This is a genomic window from Paenibacillus sp. FSL E2-0151, assembly GCF_037993015.1.
GTDB lineage: Bacteria > Bacillota > Bacilli > Paenibacillales > Paenibacillaceae > Paenibacillus > Paenibacillus amylolyticus.
Genome location: NZ_CP150308.1, coordinates 688,145 through 715,060, shown reverse-complemented (window position 1 = coordinate 715,060; position 26,916 = coordinate 688,145). Strand labels below are relative to the sequence as shown.

Sequence of the window (26,916 nt, the reverse complement as noted above, 5' to 3'; positions counted from 1 at the left end):
TTCCCCTTTCGTTTAAAACATACTTTGTGAAATTTTGAACTTTAAAATCTGCTATATAAGGAGATACGTTTCATGACCCCAGAACGTTTCGACATTTATGACGATCAGCAAAATTGGATCGGCACTTCACTACGCAGCGAGGTCCATGCCAAAGGATATTGGCACCGTTCATTCCACTGCTGGATCGTGCGTGACGAAGGCGAGCAGCGACAGGTTCTTTTTCAGCGGCGGCGTGATATTAAGGATACCTTTCCCGGATGTTACGACATTACAGCAGCAGGTCATCTCACCGCAGGTGAACAACTGCAAGACGCCAGTCGTGAGCTGGAGGAAGAACTGGGTGTTTATACTCCATTCGAGGCACTAACCTATCTACTCACGGCTACACAGCAGCTCCAAGGAGAGGTGCGTGGTGTCCCATTCATAGATCGGGAGTTCAGCGCCGTCTATGGATTATGTCTGAACCAGCCGCTCGAAGCCTACGTTCTGCAGCCTAGCGAGGTGGATAGCCTGTATGAAGTGCCGCTGGATGATCTACTCGCTTTGTTTCGTAATGAGATCGACGTCATTCAAGCTACCGGAGTTCAGACTCAGCCGTTGACATCACCGCCACATTCCATCGGTCATAAGGACCCATTAAGTGATCATGCAGCTGATGAGCCGGAACGTATCGTTCGCGAGATTCGGGCAACGGAATTTGTACCCCATGGTACAGCTTATTATACGGACGTGCTGGAAGTTCTGTATCACGTGCCCAAAGAGTGATCGTGTACAATCCTGTTCAACCCGATCTAGTTCAATCGAATGTTCATAGCTTCATTTTCTCAAAAATAGCATAACTTCATACCTTTACTATCGACTTGACTGGGAACAGATGCTGTGACGAACATCACTGTCATCTCTCAAACCAGCACAAACAGGCGTCTGCCTTTGGGCAGCGCCTGCTTTATGTACACACGTATTCGTTTCGTCAAGATAGGTACCTATGTGCTGGCATGTTCACTCCATCAGAGGTGAATTAGTCGCCGATCTGTCTAGCTCTGGTCACCCTCTCCTGAAGGAGAAGACCAATAACGCGCAGAGAGTTCTTCGTACCGGTGCCCATAGCGGGACTCCAGTTCCTCCCCCATATCCTGTTCCAATTCGTACAACACCAGCTCTTGAGCAAAATGATTCAGCAGCAGCCCGGTCATTACCGGATGCTCCGTCACTACTGCCTGTGTGGCGCATGATTCACCGCGCATGCCCAGCATGCACCAGCGGCGATCCACCACCAAGGAAAATTTCCGACCATTACCTGTACCATACATAGGCAAACCCGGCCAAGGGACCGGCTGATCAAGCATGCCTTCGCCACCATCACACGACCATAACAACCGCACACCCCGAGCTTCAGCCTGCTGTAAGTCATTACGTAGCAACTCTGCCTCTTCACGCCAAACGTCTACGACAATCTCATGCTGAGCCTCGGCCAATTCACGGCTCAGATTCTCAAACACATTTTTGTCACCTTCGACGTTATAGAAGACAGGCTTCTCCGGTTCACTCTTGGGCATGCTGCTCTGAACATAATCCAGCGAGGTACGCATTTGATCGGAGATCATACGTGTCATCTCCTCTGGCTTCAGCACACTATACTTCGCTGGTTCCCCCGGACTACACCGCAAGAACCCACGCTGCTCCAGCCGTTGCAGGGTCGCATATACATTGGAACGGGACACGCCCAGCCGCTTCGCAACCTCATATCCTGAGGCTGATCCCTGACGAGCGAGTTCCACCATAATTTTAGATTCCATCTCGGTAAATCCGAGATGACGCAAATGATGCAGCAGTTGGTCCATATTCCCGTCCCCCCATGCTGTCAGCAACCCGCACTGCCTAACAATGATGCGGCAGTGCTTCTACTGCATCAGATCAGATCTGTTCGGCACCACAGCGCGGGCACCACTTCGACCCTTTGGGCAGCTCAGCTGCACAAATCTGACAATTCACCATTTCGCGTGATACTTCGGTCTGTACGTCCACCGTGTTCACGATCGGGTTGTTTTCTTTCCAGTAGCGGATGCGTTCGTCCAGTTCCTGCTGACGCTCACGTTCCCGTTGCATCTCTTCATCTCTGCGACGTTCCCACTCAGCATCAAACGCTTCCTTTTCTTCCTGGGTAAATTCCGTACTGTTATATTCCGATTCCGTTTCCAGATCCGCTATGGACGGAATGACCGTATGGTACGGCTCGTCTTCCTCCAGTTCCAACTCAGGTGGCGCATCGTAGAAGTCCGGCTCTGGAGTTGGGGTCTGAGTTACAGCTGCCTCCTGTCTCGCGGCTGTGGTCGCTCCTGCAACTCCTGCTGCTGCTACTTTAGGCGCTGCTGTCTTGAGTTCACCCAACTTGCGTCCGCATTTAGGGCAGAAGTTGGCATCCAAGGAAGCGACGTGTCCACACTCGCACAACCGTTCGTTCTTAAGTTGTGCAATCTTGTTGCGCAGACCATCAATCTCGTCCTGCAATTCGTCGCAGAGCTGCGACAGATCCACCATTTCTTTTTCCGCACGCGTCATATCCTGTGCCCGATAACCCTCATAGAAGATGCGACCCATATCTGTAAAATGGACTTCCTGTTCCTGTTGCAAGCCCACAATCTGGTTGTTCAGTTTCCCAATCTCAACGGCGTGTTGGGCACGCTCTGTTGCTTTGTTCGCTCCGTCTTTGATGCGCTGAAGCAGTTTCATGACCATTCCTCCTCTGTCCCGTCAAAACCAATATTATCATTTCTATTTAGTAGTAAATTAGCATATTACATCTTTCATGCAAAATGCTCAGGCATATAACTTATACGATATCATGCCAAAAAGTTGCGTAATCTCGTGCAGGTGCCCGTTTTATACCGATACTGGATGAAATCGGGGGCTTTCGTCAAGACCATATGTTCGGGTATAATGAAGCTTTGACCATACTTAACCGCCTGATTAGGCGACTAACTCTATCATACCAATTTACAATGCGATTGTGAAAAGGGCAAATGGTTTACTTTTAGCCGGGATAGTCCTATCCCTGAATGCATACAGAGGTGGATGAAACATGTTAAGTCCGAACTCAACGTTCTACTCCCGTCCGCTCGGGGTTACCCCGGCGGCGTCCCTGCCCCAGTCCCCGTCTGCTCCGCTGGAGACCAGTCGGCAACTCGTGGGTAATGAGCAACAGGATGCCTTTTATTTTCGTTCTCTGGAAGAGGCAGGCATCAAGTTAAACGCACCACAAATCTCGGCAGTCCGTCACGGCAGAGGACCGATTCTGACGCTCGCCGGAGCCGGTTGTGGCAAAACAACTGTACTGGCTGCAAGAGCCGGCTACCTCATAGAGGTCAGCGGCGTACATGCAGGCAGTATCCTGCTGGTGACGTTCACGAACAAGGCCGCCACCGAGATGAAAGACCGGATCGCCGCATTGCCAGGCATACGTCCGGCAGCCGCGAGAGCCGTACAGGCTCGTACCTTCCACTCTTTTGCGCTGACATTATTGCGTCATTACGGTGTGCAGGAAGAGATCTTTGGCGATTCGCGAGCCCAGCATACGGTGCTGAAGATGCTTCTTCGCCAAAATGGCATGAGTGAAGCCTTCCAACCTGAAAGTCTGCTGGCTATGCTGTCCGCATGGAAGATGCAAGGATTGGAAACAACCGATCTGCCTGAAAAATCACAGGAAGAACGCGATGCCAAGCGTGTCCTGCTTGGTTACGAAGCCTGGAAGCAGGATCGCGGCAAAATGGATTTTGATGATATTTTACTACGGGCAGCCGCGCTGCTTCGTGATCCTGCTGTTCTGGGGCCGCTTCAGAAGCGTTTCCAGTACATTATGGTGGATGAGTTCCAGGATACCAACCATCTGCAGTATGAAATTGTGCAAAAACTGGCTTCCGCTCACCGCAATCTGATGGTTGTGGGAGACGATGACCAGACGATCTATACCTTTAATGGCGCACGCCAGGAATCAATTTTGGAATTCGATAAAGTATACCCCGGCGCACGCATTGTGACGCTGGATATCAATTATCGCAGTGATGCACGCATTCTGGGACTCGGAAGTGAACTGGTCGCTCGCAATAAACGTAGACGTGACAAACGGCTACGTGCCGCTGGAAACCGTGGAGATGCGCCTCGCTTCGCTACACCTTCCAATGCAGAGGAAGAAGCGGCGTGGGTTGTAAACCAGCTGTGCCAGCAGGTTGAAGAAGGACAACACACCTATCGTGATATTGCGATTCTTCACCGGACAGCAAGCAGCAGCCGGGCTGTATTCGAGCAGCTTGTGTTGAAAGATGTGCCTTTTGTACAGCATGGTGCTTCTCCGGTGTTCTATGACCAGTCTCTCATCAGACCCCTGATGGATCATCTGCGTCTGTCCCTTGACCCACGAGCCATGGATGCTCTTCCAAGTGCACTGGGTCCGCTCTACGTCTCACGCGATGCGGGTCTGGAATGGATACAGCGTTGTGAACAACAACAGGCGAAGAAATATCCGCTCATCCATCTGGTGAAATGGGAAAAGCTGAAACCATTTCAGCAGGAACAGGTCAAAGAACGCATCAAACTGATCAAATCACTGCACAAACTAAAACCCATCATCGCCATTCAAGAGATGCGCAGGCAGTTCTACGACAAGTATATGGAAAGTGGTGATCCCAGCATCTTCACCCATTATAAGGAAACGATGCTGGAAACTCTGGATGAATTCGAAGCTGCTGTCAAAAAATTCGAAACGGTAGAAGAGTTCATCCAATTCGCGGATGAGCTGTCCCGCAGACACCGTGAGATGGAATCTTTGCGTCGTGCGCAGGATAGTGACGCGGTACAGCTGATGACGATCCACCGGGCCAAAGGATTGGAGTTCCCTTGTGTGTACTGGATTGGAGCCAGTGAAGGCATTGTGCCTCACAGTACAGCACTTCGCCAGGATATTCCCGAGGATCAGAAAGCTGCGCTTGCTATGCAGCAGACAGATGCCGAACTGGACATGGCGCTGGAGGAAGAACGCAGGCTCGCCTACGTTGCCATCACACGGGCCAAGCAGTACTTGTATGTCACCTCACCGGCGAGCCATCACGGAAAACCAGCGGATGTGTCCCGTTTCCTGCTTGAAGCCTTCGGCATGGAAGTACCGGACAAACGCAAACCTCGTGAGGAGAGCCGGACGAGCAGTCAGGCTTCATATGGTAAAGGCAACGGACAGTATGCCCGCTCGTCCGGCTCAGGTGCCCGTTCAGAAGGTCGGGATGCGGCACAGCGTCGTGCCATCAGCCACAGTGACCGTCGTGACTACGAGGTCCACAACGAACGTGATGAGGATCGCCTCGGTGAACGGCGTGGTAGTGGGGAGATTCGCAACCATAAGGCATTCAGCACCACAGGTCTGAGTCCAACAGCTGCAAGTTCCTCCAGTTCACATTCGCACACTTCAGGTTCAGGTAATGCTGAGCGTACGGAGACCGTTGCGGTCTGGAAGTGTAGTTCATCCACCTGTAAAGCTTGGCTAAGACAGAAGCCGGCTGTGCCTTCAAAAGCAACCAAGAAGGCATCCTCGGGCCCTCCCGCCTGTCCCCTGTGTTCAGGATCGATGGAGGCCGGCACCCGCCAGGTGCCCGTAACGGGGAGATTTGGGAAATAAAATAATACGAGCATAGTAGCTCGTTTCAGGGCGCTTTTTGCTGTTTATTAACAGTAGAAGCGTCTTTTTTCCATTTCAGAATGGGGGTTGGAATATGCAGGACGGCAAACAACATCTGTATGTATCGGTAACACATAATCTTATTGAGCAAACAAAGAACGAATCTACACCCTTTGAGGTGTTGGTGGATGACGAACAGTTGGGCCGATTGAAAGATCTGATGAAGGTGCTGGAGGATGACGATGCCTATACATTGCAACGGGCTCCGGTACCCTACAAATCGGCAGACCATGATGAGGCAACGGAGCAGTTTTCGGATGGCATGACCTTGCTGTACACCTTTCTGTATGACCACGGCACGCCGGATACCCGGCAGGCAATTGAAACCATGAACGTGCTTCCAAGGCTGCAGGATACGGATTATGATGACCCTGGATACGAGAATTCACCACTGAATAAATGACCTGATGCCAAAAAGCATGCGTAACCGCAGATTACGCGGAAGACGCATGCTTTTTAATATGCCGAAGGACAACTGCCATGTAAAATGAACTCAATCCAGACGAATCTCCTGCCCTTTCTCAGCGGATTCGTAGATTCCGCACAACATGCGCGTGGAAGCCACACCATCCGCAATTGGGCTGATCGGCTCTGTACCGTTCAGGCAGCAATCCACAAAGTGGTCAATCTGGTTCTGGAATGCACTATGAATATGGAGACCCGTATTGTCCGTCTGGGGTTCAATATTCAGGATGGTATTATTTTTCTCCGTGACGATCAGTGTCTCCGGTTCCAGTTCGAACCCACCACGCTCGCCGTATAATTTCACCGAAGATTCATCTCCGCGTGCATGCAGGGTAAAGCTCACATCCACCGCCAGCGAAGCCCCGTTTTCAAATCGAATAAGTGCATTCGCCATATCTTCTACGTCATTCACAGCTGCGCTGTAGTCGGCTGCTTTGTAAAAAGAAAGATGTTCGATATGGGCACGATTGCCCAACTTCCGATACGTATTACCACTGACCGAAACAGGTTTCGGCCTGCCCATGAGGTACCAACATTGGTCGATAATATGTACGCCGAGATCAATCAGAGGGCCGCCGCCGGAACGGCTTTTATCAGCAAACCATCCGCCTGGATTGCCGTGACGCCGCAGAATGGAGGCTTTGGCATAATACAGTTCACCAAACTCCCCGGCATCAATGAATCTGCGCATCATCTGCATATTGTTATCATAACGCCGCACAAATCCAACGATAAAGGTACGTCCACTCTTCTTCACCGCTTCTTCAATCCGCAGTGCATCCTCCACATTGGTTGCCACCGGTTTCTCCAGCAACACATGCTTGCCTGCCTCCAATGCAGCAATGGCAAATTCCGCATGTGTATTATTCCAGGTACAGATACTGACAGCATCCACATGCGGGTCCTCCAGCATCTCCCGATAATCGGTGTACACGGATTGAGCATCATACTTCTCTGCCGCAGCTTTAGCCCGTTCTTCATTCAGATCGCAGATCGCATAGATGACGGCATCCTCGTTTTTGGCATAACACCTCATATGAAGATCCGAGATTGATCCTGTACCGATCATTCCGATGTGCAACATTTGTTTCGTGCTCATCATCGTCCTCCCTTCCTTTTCCACAGCTTCCACAACATCATTATCGTCTAGTCTGCCCGCAGCATACCTTCGTAAATACCCGGCGTTGAATTTTCAATCTTCACGGCACCCAGCGTCCGGGCATAGAAATCCACAGGTCCCGCTGATCCGATAATCGCATACCCGTAACCGTCCGCCTTCATCGCATGCATACAGGCCAGTAACAAGGCTGTGCCTACACCTTTGCCTCGTGCATCCTGGCTCACACCGGTCGGTCCGAAGAAGTTGCGACATGTCGCTTCGTAACAGGCAAATCCAATCATTTTCCCATGCTCAACCGCAATATAACAGGACACCGGCTGACGCGCAAAAGCGACCTCACATTCATCCACCCAAGCCTGACTAAAGTGTGACCTCACCCAATCCAGTACAAGCTGTTTCTCTGGGGCAATGGCTCTTCGAATCACAATGGAGGATTCCTCCAGCGCTCTCAGTCCACTCTCTTGCTCCGGCAAACGATAGAGCGCTACCAACATATCACTCATCTAATCCGTTCCTCCTCGTACTTGAATGTGAAATAGGACAAAGGTTTGGCCACTTACCTGAAATTAACCTGATCCTGCTGCGGATAACCTGCAATACAAGCGATATTTCTAATTTAAACTAACCTACCGCTTACATTCATTGCATTTCAACTGCAACACTTAGACGTTTTGTCCCGTCTATTAACTTGAAGCGCGGCCCTAAGGAAGATTTTACCGCGTCAGTACACAGATTAGAAGGGATGAATATTGATGAACAACAACATGAAAAAAGTAAGTGCACTGATGGCCCTATCCATGGCATTGGGTGGTGGAGCCGCTTATGCAGCAACACTGGACAACACAAAACCAGTCCATCAAACATCCGTTTCAGCAGATAGTAACGCAGTGAGTGTAGTAAACGTATCCGTGAATGGTGCAGCCATCTCTGATGGTTATTGGAACAAAGATGGCAAAGTAGCCATGGTCCCGCTGCGTGATCTTACCGACGCACTGGGTATTGAACTGGAATGGAATAAAGAAACTAAAACTGCAGAGCTGACTCGCGGTGCTCTCTGGACACAGGTAATCACAGGCAAGGATCAATATTCCGTGAATAAAATGTCGCTCACGCTGGGTACAGCGCCCGAAATCACAGGCGGCAAATTGTATGTACCAGTTTCTTTTGCTGAGAAAGCACTGCATGGACAAGTGAACACAACGGGCAATCAAGTGACTATCTCTAGTGAAGAGGACGTGAAGACGGTTACTGAACGTGGTGTAATTACCAGAATCTCGAACCAAGATAAATATAAGTCCATCCAGATTGGTGGTGCAGGTACGGATGGTATTGTGCTCAATCTGAGCGATGAGACAAAATTCATCTCAGTTGAGGGGAAAGAGATTGCACTGACTGATCTGGCCATTGGCATGAACGTGGAAGCTGAGCATTCCCTGATCACCACCCGCAGCCTGCCACCACAAACGCCGACCTATACAGTCACTGTGTTGGATGACGCTGCGGAATCACAATTGAAAGACGTTCTGGGGACAGCTGGTACGATTGAAAATGTAACAACAGCTGAAGGCAGCATCTCACAGATTGAGATTACAGGTACACGGTTAACAGAAACAGCTCCTGACCATGTCGTGCTGAACATTGCTAAAGACACGCTGATCGTGAACCACGAAGGTGAAACGGTGAAAGCTGAAGAACTCACCAAAGGCGCTAAAGTCATTGGGTTCTACAGCCCTATGTTGACACGCAGCCTGCCTCCAATCGGAACAGCTTGGAAAGTGGTTGTTGAAACACCTGCAGCAGAGCTGGAAGCGAAATAATACGGTTGGAAAAACGTCTGGCTGAAACACATGTTATATGTTGTTGCAGACGACCGTGTGCATCGCTTAGCGCGGGGTCATGAGTGTGGAGCATCATAATGACCAGCCATCCGCATGTAGCTCCTGACGCGCCGTGTAATGAGTTTGGCGCATCAAGAACTCAGCCGTGCGGCCAGGCGGCGAAGTCAATTCAAAATAACCTTATCCGCTTGTCTTTTGACAGGCATGGATAAGGTTGTTTTTTTTGTTTTGGTTTTGGTTTTGGTTTTGGTTTTGGTTTTAGTTTTTGTTTTGGTTTTTGTTTTGGTTTTGTTCTGGTTCTGGTTCTGGTTCTGGTTTTTTAGAGTGTGTCTACAAACTGCTTCAAACTGAAGCGTACCTGAAACTTGTCCGGAGCAGACACGTGCGATGTTCGCTGCATACGAAATACGTTGTATACTGAATGTAAGAGCAAGCGGTGTTAACGCTAACGAATCTGAGGCATCTTATTCAAGAATTTGAAGTACCAGCAGAAATCTAAGGAATCTCAGGCACGCTAATTTGAATAAATAGCTGTTTATAGCATTTTTATCAGAGGAATTTGGGAAATAACGTGTCTGAAGTTCTTTACATTTTAGCAAGAGGACCTGATGGCCAAATAAGACGTCCTGTGTTCCTTAGATATCTTCTGGATAACGGTCAGAATCAATCGGCTTGGGTTTCATCTTCAACAATCGCTTCCACTTCAATCTCAACCATCAACAAGGGATCAATGAGTGCGCTAACTTCAACCATGGTGGCTACAGGCTGGATCTGTCCAAAAAATTCACCGTGTGCCTTGCCAACTTCCTCCCATCTGGAGATATCGGTCACAAACATCCGGGTTCTCACCACATGCGACATGTCAGCCCCCAGTTCTTTCAGTGCATTCTCGATCGTCTGCAAAACGAACCTTGTCTATGCATACGGATCACCTGCCCCAACAACTACACCATCTTGCATCGCGGTTGTACCCGCCACTTCAATTCGGTTCCCTACACGGATGGCACGACAATATCCCACTAACGGTTCCCATGGGGAGCCCGTAAAAACCTGCTGTCTGCTCATTCTCTCGTCCCTCGCTTTGGTTGTATTTGTCTCTTCAGATTAAACATGAATTATATCAGTCCCCCATCATCTCAGACAATGGAATCAAGTTTAATTCTATCTTAACTCCATTAACATTTTTGCACAGAAAAAAATCCCCTGAATGACTGCCCATTGGTTAGATCAAGGACGGTTCATTCGGGGATTTATGAGAAATAGTATCTTGTCTTTTTCTTTAAGGATGAAACATCCAAATTACAACTTGATATTAGCCTCATCGAAGTATTCTTCCAGAGTTAACCCACTCTTCGCCACATCCGGTGCCAAATCTGTACCGATGTACCGGATATGCCAAGGCTCATAGACGTAACCTGTGGTATCTTCTTCACCTTGCAGATAACGGATGACATATCCGTATTCTGCAGCATGTTCAGCCAACCACTGGCCTTCCTTCGATGTGCCAAATACCTCTTCCAGCACATTGCCCACACTCGGACTCGATACATCGATGGCAAGACCGGTCTGATGTTCGCTTCGGCCTGGCACAGAACTCACACGATCTGTGTATTCTTGACCTTTGGTTTTGACATTATTGTTATAGATGGATACCTGACGCTGATATGAACGATAACCGGATACCGCACGAAGCTCAATGCCATCCGCTTTTGCACCTGCAAACAACTTCTCCAGTGCCTCCGCAGCTTCCTTGCGCATATGCCGCTTCTCGTGTGGTTCGTCGAAGGAGAACGGTACATTCGGCTCTACCAGATCGTCCGGCTCGTAACCGTCAGGCAGACTCCGTTGTTTGTTCACAATGACGGTCATAGACTCGGCATTGGTCACCACGGATTGTGCATCAATCGTCGTTTGCAGTGCGCTGATACTGCGTTTCTCCAGCAATGGATCTTCCGCTTTCGCGCCATTCCCATTGTCCGAAGAGCCCTGCTCTCCGCCCGCTGAAGCATTATCTGACTCACTGCCTGTATCTTCATCATTGTTGCCAGAAGATGATGTGTCATCACCGCCAGCATTGTCTCCATCCGTTCCTTTATCCTCCGTAAAATGAACCGTAGTGCCGTCCGTCTCCTGTTGTGTGTTACCTGTTCCATTCGGATTCTGGCTCTCCTCTGTGCCTGAACCGTTCTGGCACGCGGTAAGCAATGCTCCGCATATCATCAATGAGGACAGCATAACCACCATGCGGCGCTGTCTTCCTGTAGTTGATTTCATGTAAAAACTCCTATCGCAATAATATAAATGTTATATAGTTCTCAGCGTGCAATGTTCCCTGCGACAGTATACCTTAATTGGGAGCGAAGCTCCACCGGTAAAGACCTCCTTTAGAAGAGATCCGAATGAACATATACGGGCTGTACAGCCTGTATGATCGTTTTTTGGACTTTTAGAGCAACATCCCCGTGCTGTACACAATAGAAGTGAAATGGGAATATGCCTTCATATATCCAATATGCAAAAAAAGTGATTATACCCAGATGCACTTTACTAATGAGCATTAGCATTGTTGGATAAAGACAAAATTCATCTTGTACCGGGAAATGAATTAAATCAAATAATGCAACATGCTGCAATAAAAACAAGCAGGGGTGATCTGAGATCTCCCCCGCTCTGATGGGTGCATCATTTGGTTGCCGGGCTGTCCGTCTTCTTCTGGACAGCCCGCCACATCCGCGCGGCTACACGCTCGCGGATCAAATCCAGCCCTGCGGTGGCTGGCACGCCCGGCAGCAGCGCCGTCAGCTCCGGCAAGGCCGGCGGCTTGCCCGGCTGCGCGAGGCGCACCTCAACGGCGCCAAAGCCCGGCCCCGGCTGGTGCATGGCGCCGTCCGCGGCAGCCTCGGCGATCCACTCGCCGACGGCAGCGCCGCCTTCGCCGCCGCGCACTTGCGGGCGGCCAGCCGTTTCCGCTGCGCGGCCGGGGCCGCTGGGATCATGGGCGAGTTCCTCCGCCCATGCCCCCAGCACGCCGGCGAGCAGCGCTTCGCGCGGCAGGCCGGCGTGCGCCAGCTGCAGCAGCGGTTCGGCCGCGAGGCGCGCGGCTACGGCGCGCTCAGCGGCCGCGGCATGCGCGCAGCCCGGGCGGCCGCAGGTGCACGCCACGGCCGCGCTGGCCGTTGCTGCACCTGGCGAGCCCTCGGGCGCTTGCGCAGCCGGCAGCAGCCCGGCGAGCTCCTCGGACGCCGGGCCGCCGCGCAGCAGGGCGTACAGCGTCAGCGGGCGCTTGCGCAGCTGAGCCAGCACAGCCTCGCGCTGGGCTTCGCTCAGTCGCGCGGGCGTTCCCGTGACCGTGAACATGCCTGCGGCTGATCCGGTCTTGCCCTCAGCAGCGGAAGCAGAAACGGAAACTTCCTGATCCGCATCCACTGCTGTATTTACTTCTGCTGTCCATCCACCGGGGGACATATGCAGCTCGATCTTCCATTTTTCGCTCACAATAATCCCCCTTTCTCCACATCTATATTCCTCTGAATGTTCAAGGTCACAGCCACGTCTCACCCTGAAGAGAGATCAGACCGCGCAGCTCATCATCCGACATCTCAGTCAGCCAATTCTCACCCGAACCAACGACCTGCTCGGAGAGTGCCTTCTTACTTTCGATCAACTCATCAATCCGTTCCTCCAGTGTTCCCTGACAGATCAACTTGTGAACCTGCACATTGCGATTCTGCCCGATTCGGAATACACGGTCCGTCGCCTGGTTCTCAACCGCGGGATTCCACCACCGATCATAGTGAACAACATGACTCGCCCGTGTCAGATTCAGACCCACACCTCCGGCACGAAGAGATAGAACAAACATGGACGGCCCCTCTCCTTTTTGGAAAGTCTCCACCATATCATCTCTTTGTGCCTTCGACACACCGCCGTGCAGGAAATAAGGTTCTTCCTCATATCGCTGTTTCAACCTCGATACCAGCAGATCTCCCATAGCAACATACTGCGTGAAAATCAAGGCAGATTCCCCGTTATCACGGATGGCGTCCAGCAGTTCAAGCAAACGTTCCATCTTACCAGATGCCTCAGCCTTGCCGTGGTCTTTCCGATTGCTGTCCGCCAACACCGGATGATCACAGATCTGCTTGAGCTTGGTCAGGGAGGACAACACAATCCCTTTACGGGCAATGCCATTTCTGCCGTCCAGCCCCCCCATCAGATCATCCACCACACGCTGGTACAACACCGTCTGCTCCGGCGTCAGAGAACAATAGGATTTCAGTTCAAGCTTCTCTGGCAGATCCTTGCGAATATCCGGATCGCTTTTCAGCCTACGCAGCATGAATGGAGATACCAGTCGATGAAGCTCACGCAAGGATGCTGCATTTTCTTCGGATGGCCCCAGTCCTGTATACCGCTGGCGGAACGATGAAGCTGTGCCCAGATACCCCGGATTGAGAAACTGGAAAATCGACCAAAGTTCGCTCAGTCGGTTCTCCACAGGCGTTCCTGTCATCGCAATACGATGAAGTGTAGACAGTCGCATCACGCTTTGCGCTTGTTTGGTACGGTAATTCTTAATATATTGTGCCTCATCCAGCACAATGGTGGACCAGTGCAACGAAGCCAGATCCGGGCCATCTCTGCCTGCCAGATGATAGGTCGTCAGTACAATGTCATGCGTCTGCGCTTCTGCCTGGAATTCGTTCCCGTGCAACCGTTGTCCGCCATGATGAATGTACAGCGACAGATCCGGGGCAAACCGCTTCAGCTCACGCTGCCAGTTTCCAAGCAGCGAGGTAGGACACACAATAAGTGCAGGCAGATGAACAGGCCGCTCATTCGTGTGCTGATCCGCCGGGAAAGAATCATCTGATCCATTCAACAGCTCATTCTCACGGGCTTCCTCTTCAGCCGCCTGGCGTTCCTCGTGTTTGTGGTCCAGCAGACAGGTAATTACCTGAATCGTCTTCCCAAGTCCCATATCGTCCGCGAGACATACGCCAAAGCCCAGCTCACGCATCGCGGATAACCATTGGTAGCCTCGTTCCTGATAAGGTCTGAGTTCACCATGCAATTCTGCCGGAACCTGACGAGGCTCAATGCTGCGAAGCACCTGTCCATCGAGCAGGAAAGCAAGCATCCCATCAGATTCGGCACCAAAGACGGAAAGGCCCTTCCATGCGGAATCCTCCCCTTCATCTGCTGCCAGATGCAGCCATTCGGAGAGAGGCATATATTGTTCTTCTTCTTTTTTCATATAACGCAGGACTTGGCGAATCTCTTTTGTATCCACTTCAATCCATTCACCACGGAACATGACATACGGAACTGTGGATTCAGCCAATGCTGCCAGTTCCTCCGCCGTGACCGGTTTACCATCTAGCATAGGCTCCGCTTTGAAAGCAACCAATTGTTCCATGCCCAGTGCCGATGTGGCTCCAGGCAACCGCTCTGTTCCCCGATTCAACATCTGCAGACGCAGTCCCGCACGACGTTTCCCGGCTCGACTCCACCTTGAAGGCATGAGAACGGTTATCCCGGCCTTCTGCAAACGTGGAACCGCATGCGTGAGAAACTCAAAGAAACCCTGCTGCTCCAGCTTAATTTCCTCCGGACGAGCGGTAAGCAGCGCTGTCTCCAGTTCAGGTGCCATTTCTGCTGCTTGCCCGAGTGCCATCAATAATTGCTCTGCCGCCGAGGTATATAATACCTTCCCCCGGTCCAGATCTCGCTCTGGATGTGCCCAGATAGTCCGTGCAGGCAACCTCAAGCTTGGTTCCTGCTCACTGTCCGCCCAAAAGCTGATCCCCCAGATCGTTTCATGTTCGCCCAGCGGTGGCTCCAAGCGGAGCACCAGCTTCAATTGGCCTTCAGCAGGTGCCATCTCTTCTGCTCCCACGATTGGCATTGACGTTCCACCAACTTCTTGCAGCGTATGAATAAACGCTGTCATATCGTCCGTCGGCCCTTGCACCGTCACAGGACGGAACATCGAGATCAGACTGTTCCACCAGAGTTCGGCTACTGGCGAAGATCCGCGTCGATATGGGGTGCGGTAACGGGACAGTTCACTGTCCATGCCCTCCAGTTCACTTGTCACTACAGCATGAATCATGCCACTCATGAATGAAAATAATACCGCAGCCCCTGCTTCTTCACGCGTTTCCGGTTCCAATGAAGTATAAGCTCCAGGAGCAGCCAATCCAATTGGAGGCATCGCTTCAGCAAGATCGCGGAAGCGTTCGATGTCCTCCTCCTGCTGCAAGCGTGGCCGCCATACGCCTGTTAATGTCTCTTGCCCGGTCCGTCGCCGTGCTCCGGTCTTTGCTGCGAATTCAGCCGATGGAGCAATTGCTCCCCGCAACAGCAGCTCCTGTGTGAACTGCGCCGCCTTGATCCAGTAACGCATCTCTTCTCCAACCTGAATTCCGGATGCATTTAACAAACGGTCATCCCATTGCAGCAGCAGCCTGAAGGCATCCTTAGGCGAGACTGCCAATCCTTCCAATGTGCGTCCCAGCAGTTGACGCCGCTTCGTGTTCTTCGCTTCAGCCGTGTTCCTTAGCGGATTCGGCCAGCGCAGCTCCGCAAGACGCAGAGCGGCAGGCTGAAACAGACGACCCCCGTCGCCAAAATTCAACCTTCTTACCACGTGGCTCCATGCATCCACACGTGGTTCCGATGTTTCACCGGAAAAACAAAAAAATACGTCACCAAGCCATACTCCATACAGCGATTGCATCATTAAAGTCTCCCGTCATCCCTTCGCATTGTTACTCTCCATCATATACGAAAATGACCGGATTTAAAAACCTTTGCCCATAAAAAGTGGTTATTTCGATGGTTAGGGGGTGTCTCAAAACGCCCTAGAGGCACAAAAAAATGTCCCTTCACCCTAAAAGCGGATGAGGAACATTTGGGTAAACCGAAGGATAATACTGAATATTGAAAGAATTACGGATTGTTATACTCTATGATCTGATCAAGCTGCCCAGCAATACATCCAGGTTCAAAATACCTGCACGATGATCTTCACAGAACCCGATCTTGTCAAAAACGCCAAGCATGAAACGGCGGTGTTCCTCAGCTGGTTCCTCGAAACGATCATAACTTACGACAGAATCGACCATATCTACGATAAGCGGTACAAATCCACCTTTGTAAGGCACCACAATAATACGTGTAGAAGTGGTATCCTCCTGGTCTGGCATGCCTAACAATACACGAAGACTCACCACCGAAACGACCTTACCGTACAGCGAAGCAAAACCTCGGATCTCCGGGCTTCCAAATGGAACTGTTGTTACCTGTACCATTCTGATGATCTCATGAACTTCATCAATTCGTAGTGCAAAGATCTGGTCTCCTACCGAAAAATTAATATATTGCATTCCCTCGTCCATAGTTATCCCATATCCTCTCATTCCGTATAATCAGACTACTTTCGTCCCATTAGATGTTACTTTGGTGTATCGGTTATTTTTGATCAAATGTTTAGGCTTCAGATCAATTTTGCCAACTTCAACAGACGTTGCATTACGGTTGCTGTCTCCGCTCTGTTCATTTGCCCTGCTGTGGAGGGTGGTGGAAGTTAGTCGTTTTAATATTGAGCGTAAGTAACCTGACATCGGATTGAAAAATTATATCCAAAAAAAAGACCAAAGATCAGCTTTATGCCGATTTTCGGTCTTTTTTATCCCCATATATTATGGATCTGTTTCTATGTTTTCAAATACTTGGAACAAAAAAGCGTTATTACTGTGGATAACTTGTTTCATTACTCCAAAACGACTGTTTTATCGGATGAAAACACGAGTTATACCTGATTTGTGGATAAGTTGTGCACATATTGCGCACATGCTGTGGATATCTTTAGCGTTTCATGTGGATATTCATTAATTTAATGTGGACATGTTGTGTATTTGTTTGTAAATCTGACGTAAAATCCGAATTTCCGCTTCAGTTATCCATTACTGTGGACACGTTGTGGACATGCCCAATTTCCTTCGCTGTAGTTATTCTACCAATTCACCCTGACGCATGATCAGCTTGTCATCGATGTACACGTCCGGCTTTTGTACAACTGCATCAATATGAACACCTGCAGCAATCGTTCCACCAAAAGTGTTATTGCTGCCAAAGGCCACATGAATTGTGCCGTACACCTTCTCATCTTCCAGCACCACACCCGTGATTCGTGCCTTGTTATTGGTACCGATCCCGAATTCGCCGAGAAAACGACCATCCTCCTCACCCAGCGTTTCCAGTAATTGAGCCCCATCAGGTCCTTCAGCTGACACCAACCGTCCTTCACTAACGGTCAATAACATCGGTTCACGGAGTGCCCCAATTCCAGCAACGGAACCATCTACAACAATACTGCCCTCACCCTTGCCCTCAACGGGAGCAATATAAGCTTCTCCTGACGGCAAGTTGCCCGATTCACCAGGGTTCAAATACATACCTGTGCTTGGTACACCGTTACGATCTTCAATGGAAAAGGAAAGACTATGGCCCTGCTTCTCTATTCGCACATGGCGACCTGCGGTTAATAGAGCCGTTACCTTCTCGGTCAACGCCTTTACTTGCGAATATTCAGCTGTAATGGCTCCGTTCACAAACATATCCTCTGTCATGCCAGGCATGGTTGCCACTCGGGTCCCTGAAGCAGCGGCTTTTTTGCGTGCTTGGGTATGTGTTAATGAATATCGCGTTACACACACGGCTACATCTGCTCGAATCATGGCCTCTGCAATCGGCGCCGGTGGCTCTTCTCCAGATCTGCTGCGTTCCTCCATGATTAACAGGACCGACTCTGCACCAAGTGCTTTGCCTGCCTCATAGATGGATTCAGCCAGATCCCGCTTCATATCGTCTGCGACAACCACCAGATTCTCTCCACTGCGCAGTCCGAGACATTCCGTTAGCACATTTTTACTGATTTCCACACGTTGCTTGCTCATACATTCATCTCTCCTGTCTTTGGTTCAGCTCTCAAAAGTCGACTTGACCCTTTCGACAATTAGCACGGGATTCCTGCATGTCCAAACCCGAACTCACCTCAAGGTATCGGCCCATTGGGCGAGGATTGCAGCTGTTTCCTTACACCGAAACGTCGGAAAGTAATGTCCATAGGGGACATCTATCCGTTTGACCTGTGAGTTCATATCCTGGGGATAGTGATATTCCTGATCTTGATTGGCCCACACAACTAATACATTCTTGGCATAATGCTGACTTTCCATTTTCGCCCACAACGTTGATCTGGCGCCTTTCCTCTGACCCGAGTGGATCCAGCGCAACAAGTCTGCATGTGCTCCTGCAATACGAGGGGACTGGAGACTGGAGCGTATTCTCTTGCCCATGGCCTCGGCCATAACACTGCTGTCGCCTACGCCGCTATGTGAACTGAACATTTGATTCCAACTTTTCTCCGATCTGCCACGCAGCAGGGAGCGTATCACCCCTCTTGGTAAACGGGAAACCCATCTTAGGACATTCGGATTTGAGTTGTTGGCAACTGGCTGGAGCAACCCCAGTCGAATGTCTGTCCGCCCGCTACGCATCTGTGCCGCAGCTACAATAGCAGCCCCGATCGAATGACCAACCAGCTTCACCGGACCTTCAAACTCACCAAGAGCCGTAAGCAGTGCATCCACCTGACCTTCAAACGCTTCATCCCCCTGATGTACCGGGGACCGTCCGAATCCAGCGAGATCGATTAACCATACCGGGTTCCCGGTCCGGTCCCTAAGCTGTTTTCCTAAAGGTAACATCTCATCCGCAGATTGAAGCAAACCATGTACAATAATCCAAGGCTCTCCCTCACCCTCCCAACCAAGCATAGCCATATTTCCACTTCGAGACCGAATATAATCTGTCGGAAAACCCTCAGGTAACGGCGTATACCGAAAACGATAGTCCAGATCGGCTGTAACCAGCGGAAGCTGTTCCCGGATGTCCGGCCAGGATTGCCCCATACGTGTGAACAGAGCCTCCGTCTCTTCAACCGGGAATGACCTGTTGGTAATAAAAGCAACCGACTCCGCTGGAACACCACTGATGCGTGAACCACCTGATTTCATGATCCATTGAATCCACGGTAATGGCACAGCCCCTTTGGGCTTGGGTACGTCCAATTGCTGCGCCAAGAGTTGCAGCAGTTCCTTCATATTGGGACTGTCTTCCCTCCGCGCCAATAGCGGATAAGTTCCTCCGACTGGAGCAGCTTCCCTGGATAGAAAAACTAGTGTCTCTGCAACAATGTCATTCTCCACAAGCGGTAACCAATAGGATGAACCTCCCGGCACTACCGGCATAAGTCCTTTCTGAATCGCCTGAATGAGCAGTCCAATTCCACCCGTTTGCTCGGTTTCACCTGTGGGACGTGGCCCAACCACTGTACTCGGATTTACAACGGATAAGGGATAGCGATGCTGTTCTGCATGCTCGCGAATATGCAGATCGGCATGGAACTTCATCTCTTCATATGCACTTTCATTGTTATCCACATGCTCAACCTGTAGATAATTCCCCTGTTCATTCCGCTCTCCATAAGGACTCATATAACCAACAACGTGGATAAAGTGTCTCAATCCATGAGTACGATGGATTTCCTGTGCTAGCTGTGCCAGTTCTCTGGCCCCGTTCATGAATATCTGCTCGGCTACTTTTCGTTCCAAAGTGACGTCCATCGTTCCTCCCGCATGAATGATCACATTTGCTTCAAGAGCACGCTCCCGACCCGCTGCGGTAAGGCCAAGACCCGACATGGATAAATCACCTGTAATAAAGGTAATCCGCTTGAAATCCTTTACTCCATAAGCCTTCAGCACAGTTCTGGCTCGCTGTTCCGAACGAACCAGCAAGAGCAATTGTGCCTCTCCCTGCGTGAGTTGTTTGACCGTTTCTTTCCCGATAAAACCTGTGCTTCCTGTCATAAAAATGGTCGTGTCTGCCATATCAGACTTGCTTATTACCTGATTCATATTTGTTGAATTTGCTGCTGTGTTTTCTTCATTGGATACACGGTTAGTATGTACAATCATTCTGTTACGGCTCCTTTTTAGTACTATACAGTACTAGTTATATTCAAAAAAAGAGCTTCGATTAACGAAGCATCTGACAAAACGTACGTGCCGATTGTTCTATAATCCCAACATCACGGGCAGTTCCCGCTAGGATTAGCGAACCTTCCAGTGCTGCAATAAACAACAACGCAGCCGGTCCCGGCTCAATTTCTTTGCGAAATTCACCGCGATCCAAACCTTGCTGAAACAACTTCTCCACCATCGGTCTAAGCTCACGAAAGAATCTGGATATGCTTTCCTTCACTTGGGGTGCACTGTCCGGTGTCTGCATATATAACGTAACAAAAGGACAGCTCCCTTCGTAATTTCGGCCCTCAATGCCTGCCGACAGTAATGCCATGAATGAGTATATACGCTCCTCTACTCCTCGCTCACGCTGACTGAGCAGCAGATACAGCTCCGACTCATACTGGGCAATCCAGTATTGTACCACGGCCTGGAGCAGCTCCTCCTTGTTTTTAAAATGATAATAAATATTTGACTTGGATACCCCACTCACGCGCACGACTTCATCCATGCTGACGTAGCTGTACCCCTGACGCAGAAATAATTGTGCCGCCACTTCAACTGCCTTGGTCCGGTTCACCGGATTGGAACTTTTGGATTTGGCGGGTCCCGTATTCATTTTTTGATTTGTCATATTTAGAACTATACAGTACTAATCAGTTGAAAACAAGTATTTCTGTTAACAAAAGAGGACCTCCCAATCCAGCTACTCCATACTTGTCCACATTTAGAGTGTTATACACACAGGATATCCACATATAGTATTAACTCTGTGTTAAATATGTCATTAGATCGTTAAACTGCTTTTGGGTTATCCACATTTCAGGAATATAGCTGACTTTGAACTTTTCAGAGAGCGCTATTGGCTCCTCGGAAAACAAAAACAGGTTTGCCAGAATAAGATTTCTGGCAAACCTGTTTCCAATTGACTTATATATTCGATAGACTAACTTTTTCTTTGGTAACCTGTGGATACTAGTTAATGTGGATAACCACCCTAAATTGAAGCTTCGGTCGGATCATCCTTTTTAATCAATATGACCAGATAGTATACCGTCCATGATCTGGATTATTTTTTCAGACTATCCCAGTTCTGTTGCAATGCGTCGAGCAATCCGGCTTTATCCGATTTGCCTGCAACGTAAGCCTGAATTGTGCTGCCATACTCTTGTGGAACCCCTTCAGGGAAACGGTTGAAGTTCCAGCTGAGTGTTTTATTTTCCTGGCTATACTTCATGATCTCTGTTGCGAGGTCACCCAGATCCTCTTCGGATGCCGTGATGGAACTGAACGCCGGGATGAATTTGAATTCTTTCGTCATGTATTGTTTCCCGATATCCGAAGTTACGAGCCACTCCAAAAACTCTTTTGCTTCCGGTTTCACTTGAGAGTTCTTGTTCACAACCCAATAGTTCGGCACACCGACAAACAATTTGTCATTAGGTTCATTGTTAATTGGCATTGGGAGGATACCCAGATTCAGATCTGGATCGATTCCATCGATCTGTACTTGAGTCCAGTTTCCTTGTTGCATCATCGCCGCTTCTCCACTCGCAAACAACGTAACTTGCGTATTGTAGTCGGTTGTCAGCGGGTTTTTGTTGCTGTATTTCAGCGTTAAGTCGAGCAAGTTGATCCAGTCGGCGAACACTTGGTTGCCAGGAATCTTCTCCGTACTTTCGTTGAGTCCTTGGATGAATTTCACCGGATCTGCCTGATTTGCAAATGCGACGTTTACGTTATGATTGCCCAGCACCCACCACTCCTGATACCCGTTAGAGAATGGGGTAATGCCTGCGGCTTGAAGTTTCTGTGCCGCTTGATCCAATTGTTCCAGCGTCGTTGGAATTTCGGTAATACCTGCTTTTTGGAAGAGGTCTTTGTTATAAATGAAACCATAACCCTCCAGCGCGAGCGGCTGTCCATAGAGCTTGCCGTCTTTGGTCATTGGCTCTTTGGCTACTTCGAGTGCATCCTTGGCCCATGATTCTCCAGACAGATCTTCCAGATATTCAAGCCATGTATCCAATTCACGATAACCACCTACGTTGAAAATGTCCGGTTGTTCGCCAGCGGCAAACTTGGCTTTTAATGCAGCACCGTAGTCACTACCGCCACCCACGGTTTGAATGTCCAGTTTGACACCTGGATGGGAGGATTCATATTCCGCTTTGAGACGATTGAGCGCTTCCGCGATTTCGACTTTGAATTGGAAGATCTTAATGGTTTTATCTCCAGCAGCAGCCTCACCACCACCTTGTGCATCCGTGTTGACCGGACTGCCACTCTTGTCCCCGTTGCCACAACCCGCAAGCATTACCGAAAAAGCAATCAGCATAAGCAACGTCAACTTTGTCATTCTTTTCATACATACACTCTCCCTATAGTAGTTTCAGTATAACTTTTCCACTAATGAATATTTACACTGGCACTCCGATGACAGAATAACCTTCCCTTGAAGCGTGTTTTCATTCTAACGAACCGAGCGCACGTTATTCGCACCTATTTGCACAGGTTCCCATTCTAACGAATCACAGAGACGCTATTTCGTCGATTTGGTCGAATTTTAAGGCTTTGACGCCGTTTTGTACCCGAATAACGTTGCTGAGATTCGTTACAATTTGTATTCCTTGATTATCCACCTATTAAGATGCGTTGGATTCGTTAGCGCTTTGAAAAAGGAGCATACCATCACTCTGCAGGAGAAGTTCCTGGCTATACAAGCTTCTTTCTTGGTCATTTCTCTTTATCGGTCTCTTCTCTTTATTGCTCTTTTCCCCAGGAGTCATGCCCAAGCTATGCGGGCATGACTCCCTTTGCACACCTCCATGCGAGGTGGGAGCAAAGGGATCAGGATGCGATGGAGGAGCGGAGCGTTCGCCTTTGATACTCGGTGGCTTCCTTGCCCTAATACATTCAGGCCACCGAGGAGCAACAGCGACCGAAAGCGCAACTTGATCCCGGCAGCGACCCTGCCCTCGCACTCACCCTTTAACTGATCCAGCCGTAATCCCCTGAATGATGTACTTCTGCATCAGCAGGAAGAAGATAATGATCGGCATAATACCGAGCACAAGTGCTGGCAAGGCCAGATCCCATTGCTTCGTATATTGTCCGAAGAGTGCAAAGGTCGCAATCGGGATCGTACGCAGGTTGGAGCTTTGCAGGATCAGCGATGGGAGCAGATAATCATTCCAGATCCAGAGTGTGTTCAGAATGATGACGGTTACATACATCGGTTTCATGAGTGGAAATACGATCCGGAAGAACACTCCGTAGACCGAGCTTCCATCCACACGAGCCGCTTCCTCAATCTCCAGTGGGACGGATTTTACGAATCCGTGGAACAGGAAGACCGACATCGGTGCCCCGAAACCAAGATAACAGATAATGAGGCCGCCAAGGCTGTCGATCAATCCCAGATTACTGGTTACAGTAACAAGTGGAATCATGATAGACTGGAACGGAATCACCATCGCGGCAATGAACATGCCGAACAAAATACGGTTGAACCGGGTATCGCTGCGGACCATTCGGTACGCGGCCATGGAACTGATCAGCACAAGCAACAGATTGCTGACCACGGTAACGATAAGCGAGTTCATCAGCGCGGACGGAAAGTTAATTTTCTCCCAAGCGTTCGCATAGTTGCCCCACTGAAATACTTCCGGCCAAGCAGCCGAATTGGTGAGCAGATCACCGAAGGTTTTGACCGAATTCACAAACAGGAAGTAAAACGGAACCAGGAATAAAAGTCCAAGGAGTACCATGACAATCTCGGTTACAATGGTACTGAAGCGATAATTTTTCGTCGTCTCCATTAGGCTTCTACCTCCTTGCTCTTCGTCAGACGTACCTGAATCATGGTGATGATGGCAACGATTACGAAGAACACGAGCGCTTTGGCGGTTCCGATGCCATATCTGTTATTCACAAAGGCTTCATTGTAAATATTAAGTGCAACCGACTCTGTTGATCCGAACGGTCCACCTTTGGTCAGTGACAGATTGAGATCGAACATTTTAAACGACCAGGAGATCGCCAGGAACAGACAGATCGTTACACCCGGCATAATGAGCGGAAGAATGATGCTCCGCAGTACCTGCCAGCGACTTGCGCCATCAATCTCGGCAGCTTCCAGCAGATCAGGGGATACATTTGTCAGAGATGAGATGTAGATGACCATCAGATATCCTGCGGTCTGCCATACAAACACGATCACGATTCCCCAGAAGGCGGTTGGTTCGTCTCCCAGCCAAGGAAGGTTGAAGAATGACCAGCCGGTTACATCGCCTACTGCTGAAAACCCTTTCACAAATATGAACTGCCAGATAAAGCCGAGCAACAACCCACCGATCACGTTAGGCATAAAAAAGATCGTACGCAGAATGTTTCTCGTCTTGAGCGGTTTGGTCAGAAAATACGCCAGGAAAAAGCCAATCACATTGGTCAGTACCACACCAACCACGGTGAAGCGCACCGTAAACCAAAACGCCGTTTGGAACTTGGGATCATTCGTAAACACATGCACGAAGTTATCAAACCCTACCCAATTAATGTTCTCGGATACCCCGTTCCAATCCGTGAAGGAATACACCATGCCAAGCAGGAAAGGGACCACGATGATGAGAATAAAAAACACGATGGAGGGACCCACGAACACTAGCTGCTGTAACAGCTGTGAAGATTTGCGATGCTTCATATCGTTCTCCCCTTCTATAGATGGATGAAATTGGTCTCTTTTTCTATTAAACCCCATTATCGCCGAGGGAAACACCGACCCTTGTGAACAGTTGGGGGTAAAATATTGTCCTCTCTTAACCTGCAACCAGAAGGGGTGTTCCGATGTCCAAATTCTACAGTATACGCACCAAATTGATTGCCTTTATGCTCATTGCTACCACCCTTCCGCTGCTCGCGTCGATCAGCATGACGTTTATCCAGACCAAAACGGCCCTACGGGAACAGGCCGTGGAAGAGAACAAACGCCTGATCTACCAAGCGTCCACCAATCTCAATAACTATGTGGATAACGTGGCCAGAGCGTCGCTCGCTGTGTATAACGACCCGAACTTTCTGCGTAACTTGGCAAAAATTCCTGGTGATTATCGTGCGGTTGCCGAGGTGTACACCACTTTGCAGACAATACGCGCGGCTGTGCCGGATGTATTCCAGCTGTATTTGCACTCTTTTGCCGCCAATCAATCCACCTTAATTACGAACCCCTTTCCGAAGCGGGAGGAACGCAAACAGGCCTATTCCGGCTCGCTTCATGGAAAAACAAGCGGTGACAGCCCGGATATCTGGGTGGAATCGGCCCATATGAGTCACACGTACGGATTCAAGGCTGCCTCCCCCGATGACCCTGCCAGAACGGTCATTACCCTGCATCGGGTGATCAAGGATATTCCGTCCACTGAGCGTCTGGGTGTACTCGCCATTGATTTGAATATGAATACCATTGCAGCAATCTGTAGCAGGCTGTATGATCCGGCTAAGGAACAGATCTATGTGGTGGATGGTCAGAATCAGATCATTTACCAAGGACGTTCCGAGGTTAATCATACGGATGCACTACGAGAGGAAACGGCTATTGAACTGAATATCGCACGATCTGGCGCAGGTACAGCCCAGAATGTCGCAGGGCATTTTGAACAGGATCGTTCCATGTATGTATACCAGCAACTTGGCAGCACGTACGCTGACTGGACCATCGTCAAACAGATCCCAAATGAGACGTTATATGCCAGAGCCACCACACTTACGTGGAATAACGCGATGATTGCCATCACAGCACTTGTATTGGTCATTGTTGCGACCTTGTTCATCTCCATCCGAATCACCGGTCCGCTCAAGCAACTCATGCGGTATATGAACCAGATTCAAGCCGGGCGTCTGCATGTGGATATCCATCTATCCAGCCGAGATGAATTCGGGGTACTCGCTCGTCATTTCCGAGATATGATGGATACGGTAAACAATCTTATTTTGCGGGAATATCGACTCGAAATCGCCAATAAAACGAATCAACTCAAAGCATTGCAAGCGCAGATTCATCCGCATTTTCTGTATAATACACTGCAATCGATCGGTACACTTGCCCTTCAACAGCAAGGACAACGGGCGTATACACTACTCTCTAGCCTGTCCAAAATGCTGCGCTACAGCATGCGGGATCAGACCTGCGTGACCTTACGCGAAGAGGCGGAGCATGCCCGATTATATCTGGAACTGCAGCAGGAGCGGTTTGGTGACCGCCTTGAGGTGGATTTGGATTTTGCCGAAGATACCCTGTCTGTCGAAATGCCAAGAATGACGTTACAACCTTTAATTGAGAACTATTTCAAACATGGAGCAGATATTCAGCCTGGCAAAGGTCAAATATCCCTATCCAGCCGCCGGATCAACGATCATTGGATTGAAATCGAACTGAATAATAACGGTCCCTCCATACCTGAAGAAAAATTACTGGAGATCTGCGGATGGCTACATCCAAGTCATACAACAACCGGGTTATCCACACAAGAATCCGACGAGTCTGAATCCATCGGTCTACGAAATGTAATACGCCGACTTCAATTGAACTCACATCCCGGTCACTCAGCCAGGCTTGAGATCAACAATCGGGAACCCAATGGTGTGAAGATCACGGTTAAACTATACGCGGGAGAGTGA

Annotated in this window: 19 protein-coding genes and 1 pseudogene; 5 read left to right on the top strand and 15 right to left on the bottom strand. The window is 49.6% G+C overall.

Annotation, left to right across the window (positions count from 1 at the left end; all coding sequences use genetic code 11):
- Window positions 1-72: 72 nt before the first annotated feature.
- The gene (locus MHI55_RS03415) at window positions 73-765 is read left to right on the top strand and encodes an NUDIX domain-containing protein (protein ID WP_340388829.1); all 693 of its coding nucleotides are present in this window, start codon (window positions 73-75) and stop codon (window positions 763-765) included.
- A gap of 269 nt (window positions 766-1,034) precedes the next feature.
- Here MHI55_RS03415 and MHI55_RS03410 read toward each other — a convergent pair whose 3' ends face one another.
- Both MHI55_RS03410 and MHI55_RS03405 read right to left on the bottom strand, forming a co-directional pair.
- On the bottom strand, window positions 1,035-1,841 hold the full coding sequence (locus MHI55_RS03410; protein ID WP_101315035.1) for a TrmB family transcriptional regulator: 807 nt from the start codon (window positions 1,839-1,841) through the stop codon (window positions 1,035-1,037).
- A 73-nt stretch (window positions 1,842-1,914) separates the two neighbouring features.
- The gene (locus tag MHI55_RS03405) at window positions 1,915-2,730 is read right to left on the bottom strand and encodes a zinc ribbon domain-containing protein (RefSeq protein WP_036668598.1); all 816 of its coding nucleotides are present in this window, start codon (window positions 2,728-2,730) and stop codon (window positions 1,915-1,917) included.
- A gap of 349 nt (window positions 2,731-3,079) precedes the next feature.
- Here MHI55_RS03405 and MHI55_RS03400 point away from each other — a divergent pair, with 349 nt between their 5' ends.
- Both MHI55_RS03400 and MHI55_RS03395 read left to right on the top strand, forming a co-directional pair.
- A complete protein-coding gene (locus MHI55_RS03400; protein WP_340388827.1) occupies window positions 3,080-5,662 on the top strand; it encodes a UvrD-helicase domain-containing protein in 2,583 nt (860 codons plus the stop codon).
- A 94-nt stretch (window positions 5,663-5,756) separates the two neighbouring features.
- Window positions 5,757-6,125, top strand: a complete 369-nt coding sequence (locus MHI55_RS03395) for a hypothetical protein (RefSeq protein WP_036668594.1) — start codon at window positions 5,757-5,759, stop codon at window positions 6,123-6,125.
- A gap of 90 nt (window positions 6,126-6,215) precedes the next feature.
- Here MHI55_RS03395 and MHI55_RS03390 read toward each other — a convergent pair whose 3' ends face one another.
- Both MHI55_RS03390 and MHI55_RS03385 read right to left on the bottom strand, forming a co-directional pair.
- Entirely contained in the window at window positions 6,216-7,286 is a 1,071-nt protein-coding gene (locus MHI55_RS03390) for a Gfo/Idh/MocA family oxidoreductase (protein WP_340390567.1), read from the bottom strand.
- Between the two features lie 47 nt (window positions 7,287-7,333).
- Window positions 7,334-7,810, bottom strand: coding sequence for a GNAT family N-acetyltransferase (locus tag MHI55_RS03385; RefSeq protein ID WP_017690853.1), 477 nt, complete (start codon window positions 7,808-7,810; stop codon window positions 7,334-7,336).
- A 261-nt stretch (window positions 7,811-8,071) separates the two neighbouring features.
- On the opposite strand from MHI55_RS03385, the gene MHI55_RS03380 reads away from it, so the two are divergent.
- The gene (locus MHI55_RS03380; protein ID WP_340388825.1) at window positions 8,072-9,124 is read left to right on the top strand and encodes a copper amine oxidase N-terminal domain-containing protein; all 1,053 of its coding nucleotides are present in this window, start codon (window positions 8,072-8,074) and stop codon (window positions 9,122-9,124) included.
- A 684-nt stretch (window positions 9,125-9,808) separates the two neighbouring features.
- On the opposite strand, the pseudogene MHI55_RS03375 reads toward MHI55_RS03380, so the two are convergent.
- The 11 genes and pseudogenes from MHI55_RS03375 to MHI55_RS03325 form a co-directional block, all read right to left on the bottom strand.
- Window positions 9,809-10,210, bottom strand: a pseudogene (locus tag MHI55_RS03375) (RidA family protein).
- Between the two features lie 234 nt (window positions 10,211-10,444).
- Window positions 10,445-11,419: a M15 family metallopeptidase gene (locus MHI55_RS03370; RefSeq protein ID WP_340388823.1), complete on the bottom strand. Its 975-nt coding sequence runs from the start codon at window positions 11,417-11,419 to the stop codon at window positions 10,445-10,447.
- Window positions 11,420-11,827: 408 nt separating this feature from the next.
- Entirely contained in the window at window positions 11,828-12,640 is an 813-nt protein-coding gene (locus tag MHI55_RS03365) for a hypothetical protein (RefSeq protein ID WP_340388821.1), read from the bottom strand.
- 46 nt (window positions 12,641-12,686) lie between these two features.
- Entirely contained in the window at window positions 12,687-15,890 is a 3,204-nt protein-coding gene (locus tag MHI55_RS03360; protein ID WP_340388819.1) for a DEAD/DEAH box helicase, read from the bottom strand.
- A gap of 226 nt (window positions 15,891-16,116) precedes the next feature.
- Entirely contained in the window at window positions 16,117-16,548 is a 432-nt protein-coding gene (locus tag MHI55_RS03355; RefSeq protein WP_062837311.1) for a chemotaxis protein CheW, read from the bottom strand.
- Between the two features lie 612 nt (window positions 16,549-17,160).
- On the bottom strand, window positions 17,161-18,108 hold the full coding sequence (locus MHI55_RS03350) for an aminopeptidase (protein WP_340388817.1): 948 nt from the start codon (window positions 18,106-18,108) through the stop codon (window positions 17,161-17,163).
- A gap of 93 nt (window positions 18,109-18,201) precedes the next feature.
- Window positions 18,202-20,193 carry an alpha/beta fold hydrolase gene (locus MHI55_RS03345; protein WP_340388815.1) on the bottom strand — a complete coding sequence of 664 codons (1,992 nt, stop codon included), beginning with the start codon at window positions 20,191-20,193 and terminating at the stop codon, window positions 18,202-18,204.
- A 61-nt stretch (window positions 20,194-20,254) separates the two neighbouring features.
- Window positions 20,255-20,821 (bottom strand): TetR/AcrR family transcriptional regulator, encoded by a 567-nt coding sequence (locus MHI55_RS03340; RefSeq protein WP_036607516.1) that lies wholly within the window; start codon window positions 20,819-20,821, stop codon window positions 20,255-20,257.
- Window positions 20,822-21,310: 489 nt separating this feature from the next.
- Window positions 21,311-22,609: an ABC transporter substrate-binding protein gene (locus MHI55_RS03335; protein WP_036607334.1), complete on the bottom strand. Its 1,299-nt coding sequence runs from the start codon at window positions 22,607-22,609 to the stop codon at window positions 21,311-21,313.
- A gap of 616 nt (window positions 22,610-23,225) precedes the next feature.
- Complete coding sequence (locus MHI55_RS03330; protein WP_036607337.1) at window positions 23,226-24,062, bottom strand: carbohydrate ABC transporter permease; 837 nt, start codon at window positions 24,060-24,062, stop codon at window positions 23,226-23,228.
- A complete protein-coding gene (locus tag MHI55_RS03325) occupies window positions 24,062-24,943 on the bottom strand; it encodes a sugar ABC transporter permease (protein WP_340388812.1) in 882 nt (293 codons plus the stop codon). The genes MHI55_RS03330 and MHI55_RS03325 overlap by 1 nt, the downstream gene beginning before the upstream one ends.
- Window positions 24,944-25,086: 143 nt before the next feature.
- Here MHI55_RS03325 and MHI55_RS03320 point away from each other — a divergent pair, with 143 nt between their 5' ends.
- Window positions 25,087-26,916: a sensor histidine kinase gene (locus MHI55_RS03320; RefSeq protein ID WP_340388810.1), complete on the top strand. Its 1,830-nt coding sequence runs from the start codon at window positions 25,087-25,089 to the stop codon at window positions 26,914-26,916.

Coding starts and splice junctions, on each gene's coding strand:
- MHI55_RS03355 (WP_062837311.1), bottom strand. CDS start 16,548: ATGGACGAGGGAATGCAATATATTAATTTTTCGGTAGGAGACCAGATC.
- MHI55_RS03360 (WP_340388819.1), bottom strand. CDS start 15,890: ATGATGCAATCGCTGTATGGAGTATGGCTTGGTGACGTATTTTTTTGT.
- MHI55_RS03335 (WP_036607334.1), bottom strand. CDS start 22,609: ATGAAAAGAATGACAAAGTTGACGTTGCTTATGCTGATTGCTTTTTCG.
- MHI55_RS03330 (WP_036607337.1), bottom strand. CDS start 24,062: ATGGAGACGACGAAAAATTATCGCTTCAGTACCATTGTAACCGAGATT.
- MHI55_RS03415 (WP_340388829.1), top strand. CDS start 73: ATGACCCCAGAACGTTTCGACATTTATGACGATCAGCAAAATTGGATC.
- MHI55_RS03395 (WP_036668594.1), top strand. CDS start 5,757: ATGCAGGACGGCAAACAACATCTGTATGTATCGGTAACACATAATCTT.
- MHI55_RS03350 (WP_340388817.1), bottom strand. CDS start 18,108: ATGAGCAAGCAACGTGTGGAAATCAGTAAAAATGTGCTAACGGAATGT.
- MHI55_RS03380 (WP_340388825.1), top strand. CDS start 8,072: ATGAAAAAAGTAAGTGCACTGATGGCCCTATCCATGGCATTGGGTGGT.
- MHI55_RS03320 (WP_340388810.1), top strand. CDS start 25,087: ATGTCCAAATTCTACAGTATACGCACCAAATTGATTGCCTTTATGCTC.
- MHI55_RS03345 (WP_340388815.1), bottom strand. CDS start 20,193: ATGATTGTACATACTAACCGTGTATCCAATGAAGAAAACACAGCAGCA.
- MHI55_RS03370 (WP_340388823.1), bottom strand. CDS start 11,419: ATGAAATCAACTACAGGAAGACAGCGCCGCATGGTGGTTATGCTGTCC.
- MHI55_RS03410 (WP_101315035.1), bottom strand. CDS start 1,841: ATGGACCAACTGCTGCATCATTTGCGTCATCTCGGATTTACCGAGATG.
- MHI55_RS03405 (WP_036668598.1), bottom strand. CDS start 2,730: ATGAAACTGCTTCAGCGCATCAAAGACGGAGCGAACAAAGCAACAGAG.
- MHI55_RS03385 (WP_017690853.1), bottom strand. CDS start 7,810: ATGAGTGATATGTTGGTAGCGCTCTATCGTTTGCCGGAGCAAGAGAGT.
- MHI55_RS03390 (WP_340390567.1), bottom strand. CDS start 7,286: ATGAGCACGAAACAAATGTTGCACATCGGAATGATCGGTACAGGATCA.
- MHI55_RS03325 (WP_340388812.1), bottom strand. CDS start 24,943: ATGAAGCATCGCAAATCTTCACAGCTGTTACAGCAGCTAGTGTTCGTG.
- MHI55_RS03400 (WP_340388827.1), top strand. CDS start 3,080: ATGTTAAGTCCGAACTCAACGTTCTACTCCCGTCCGCTCGGGGTTACC.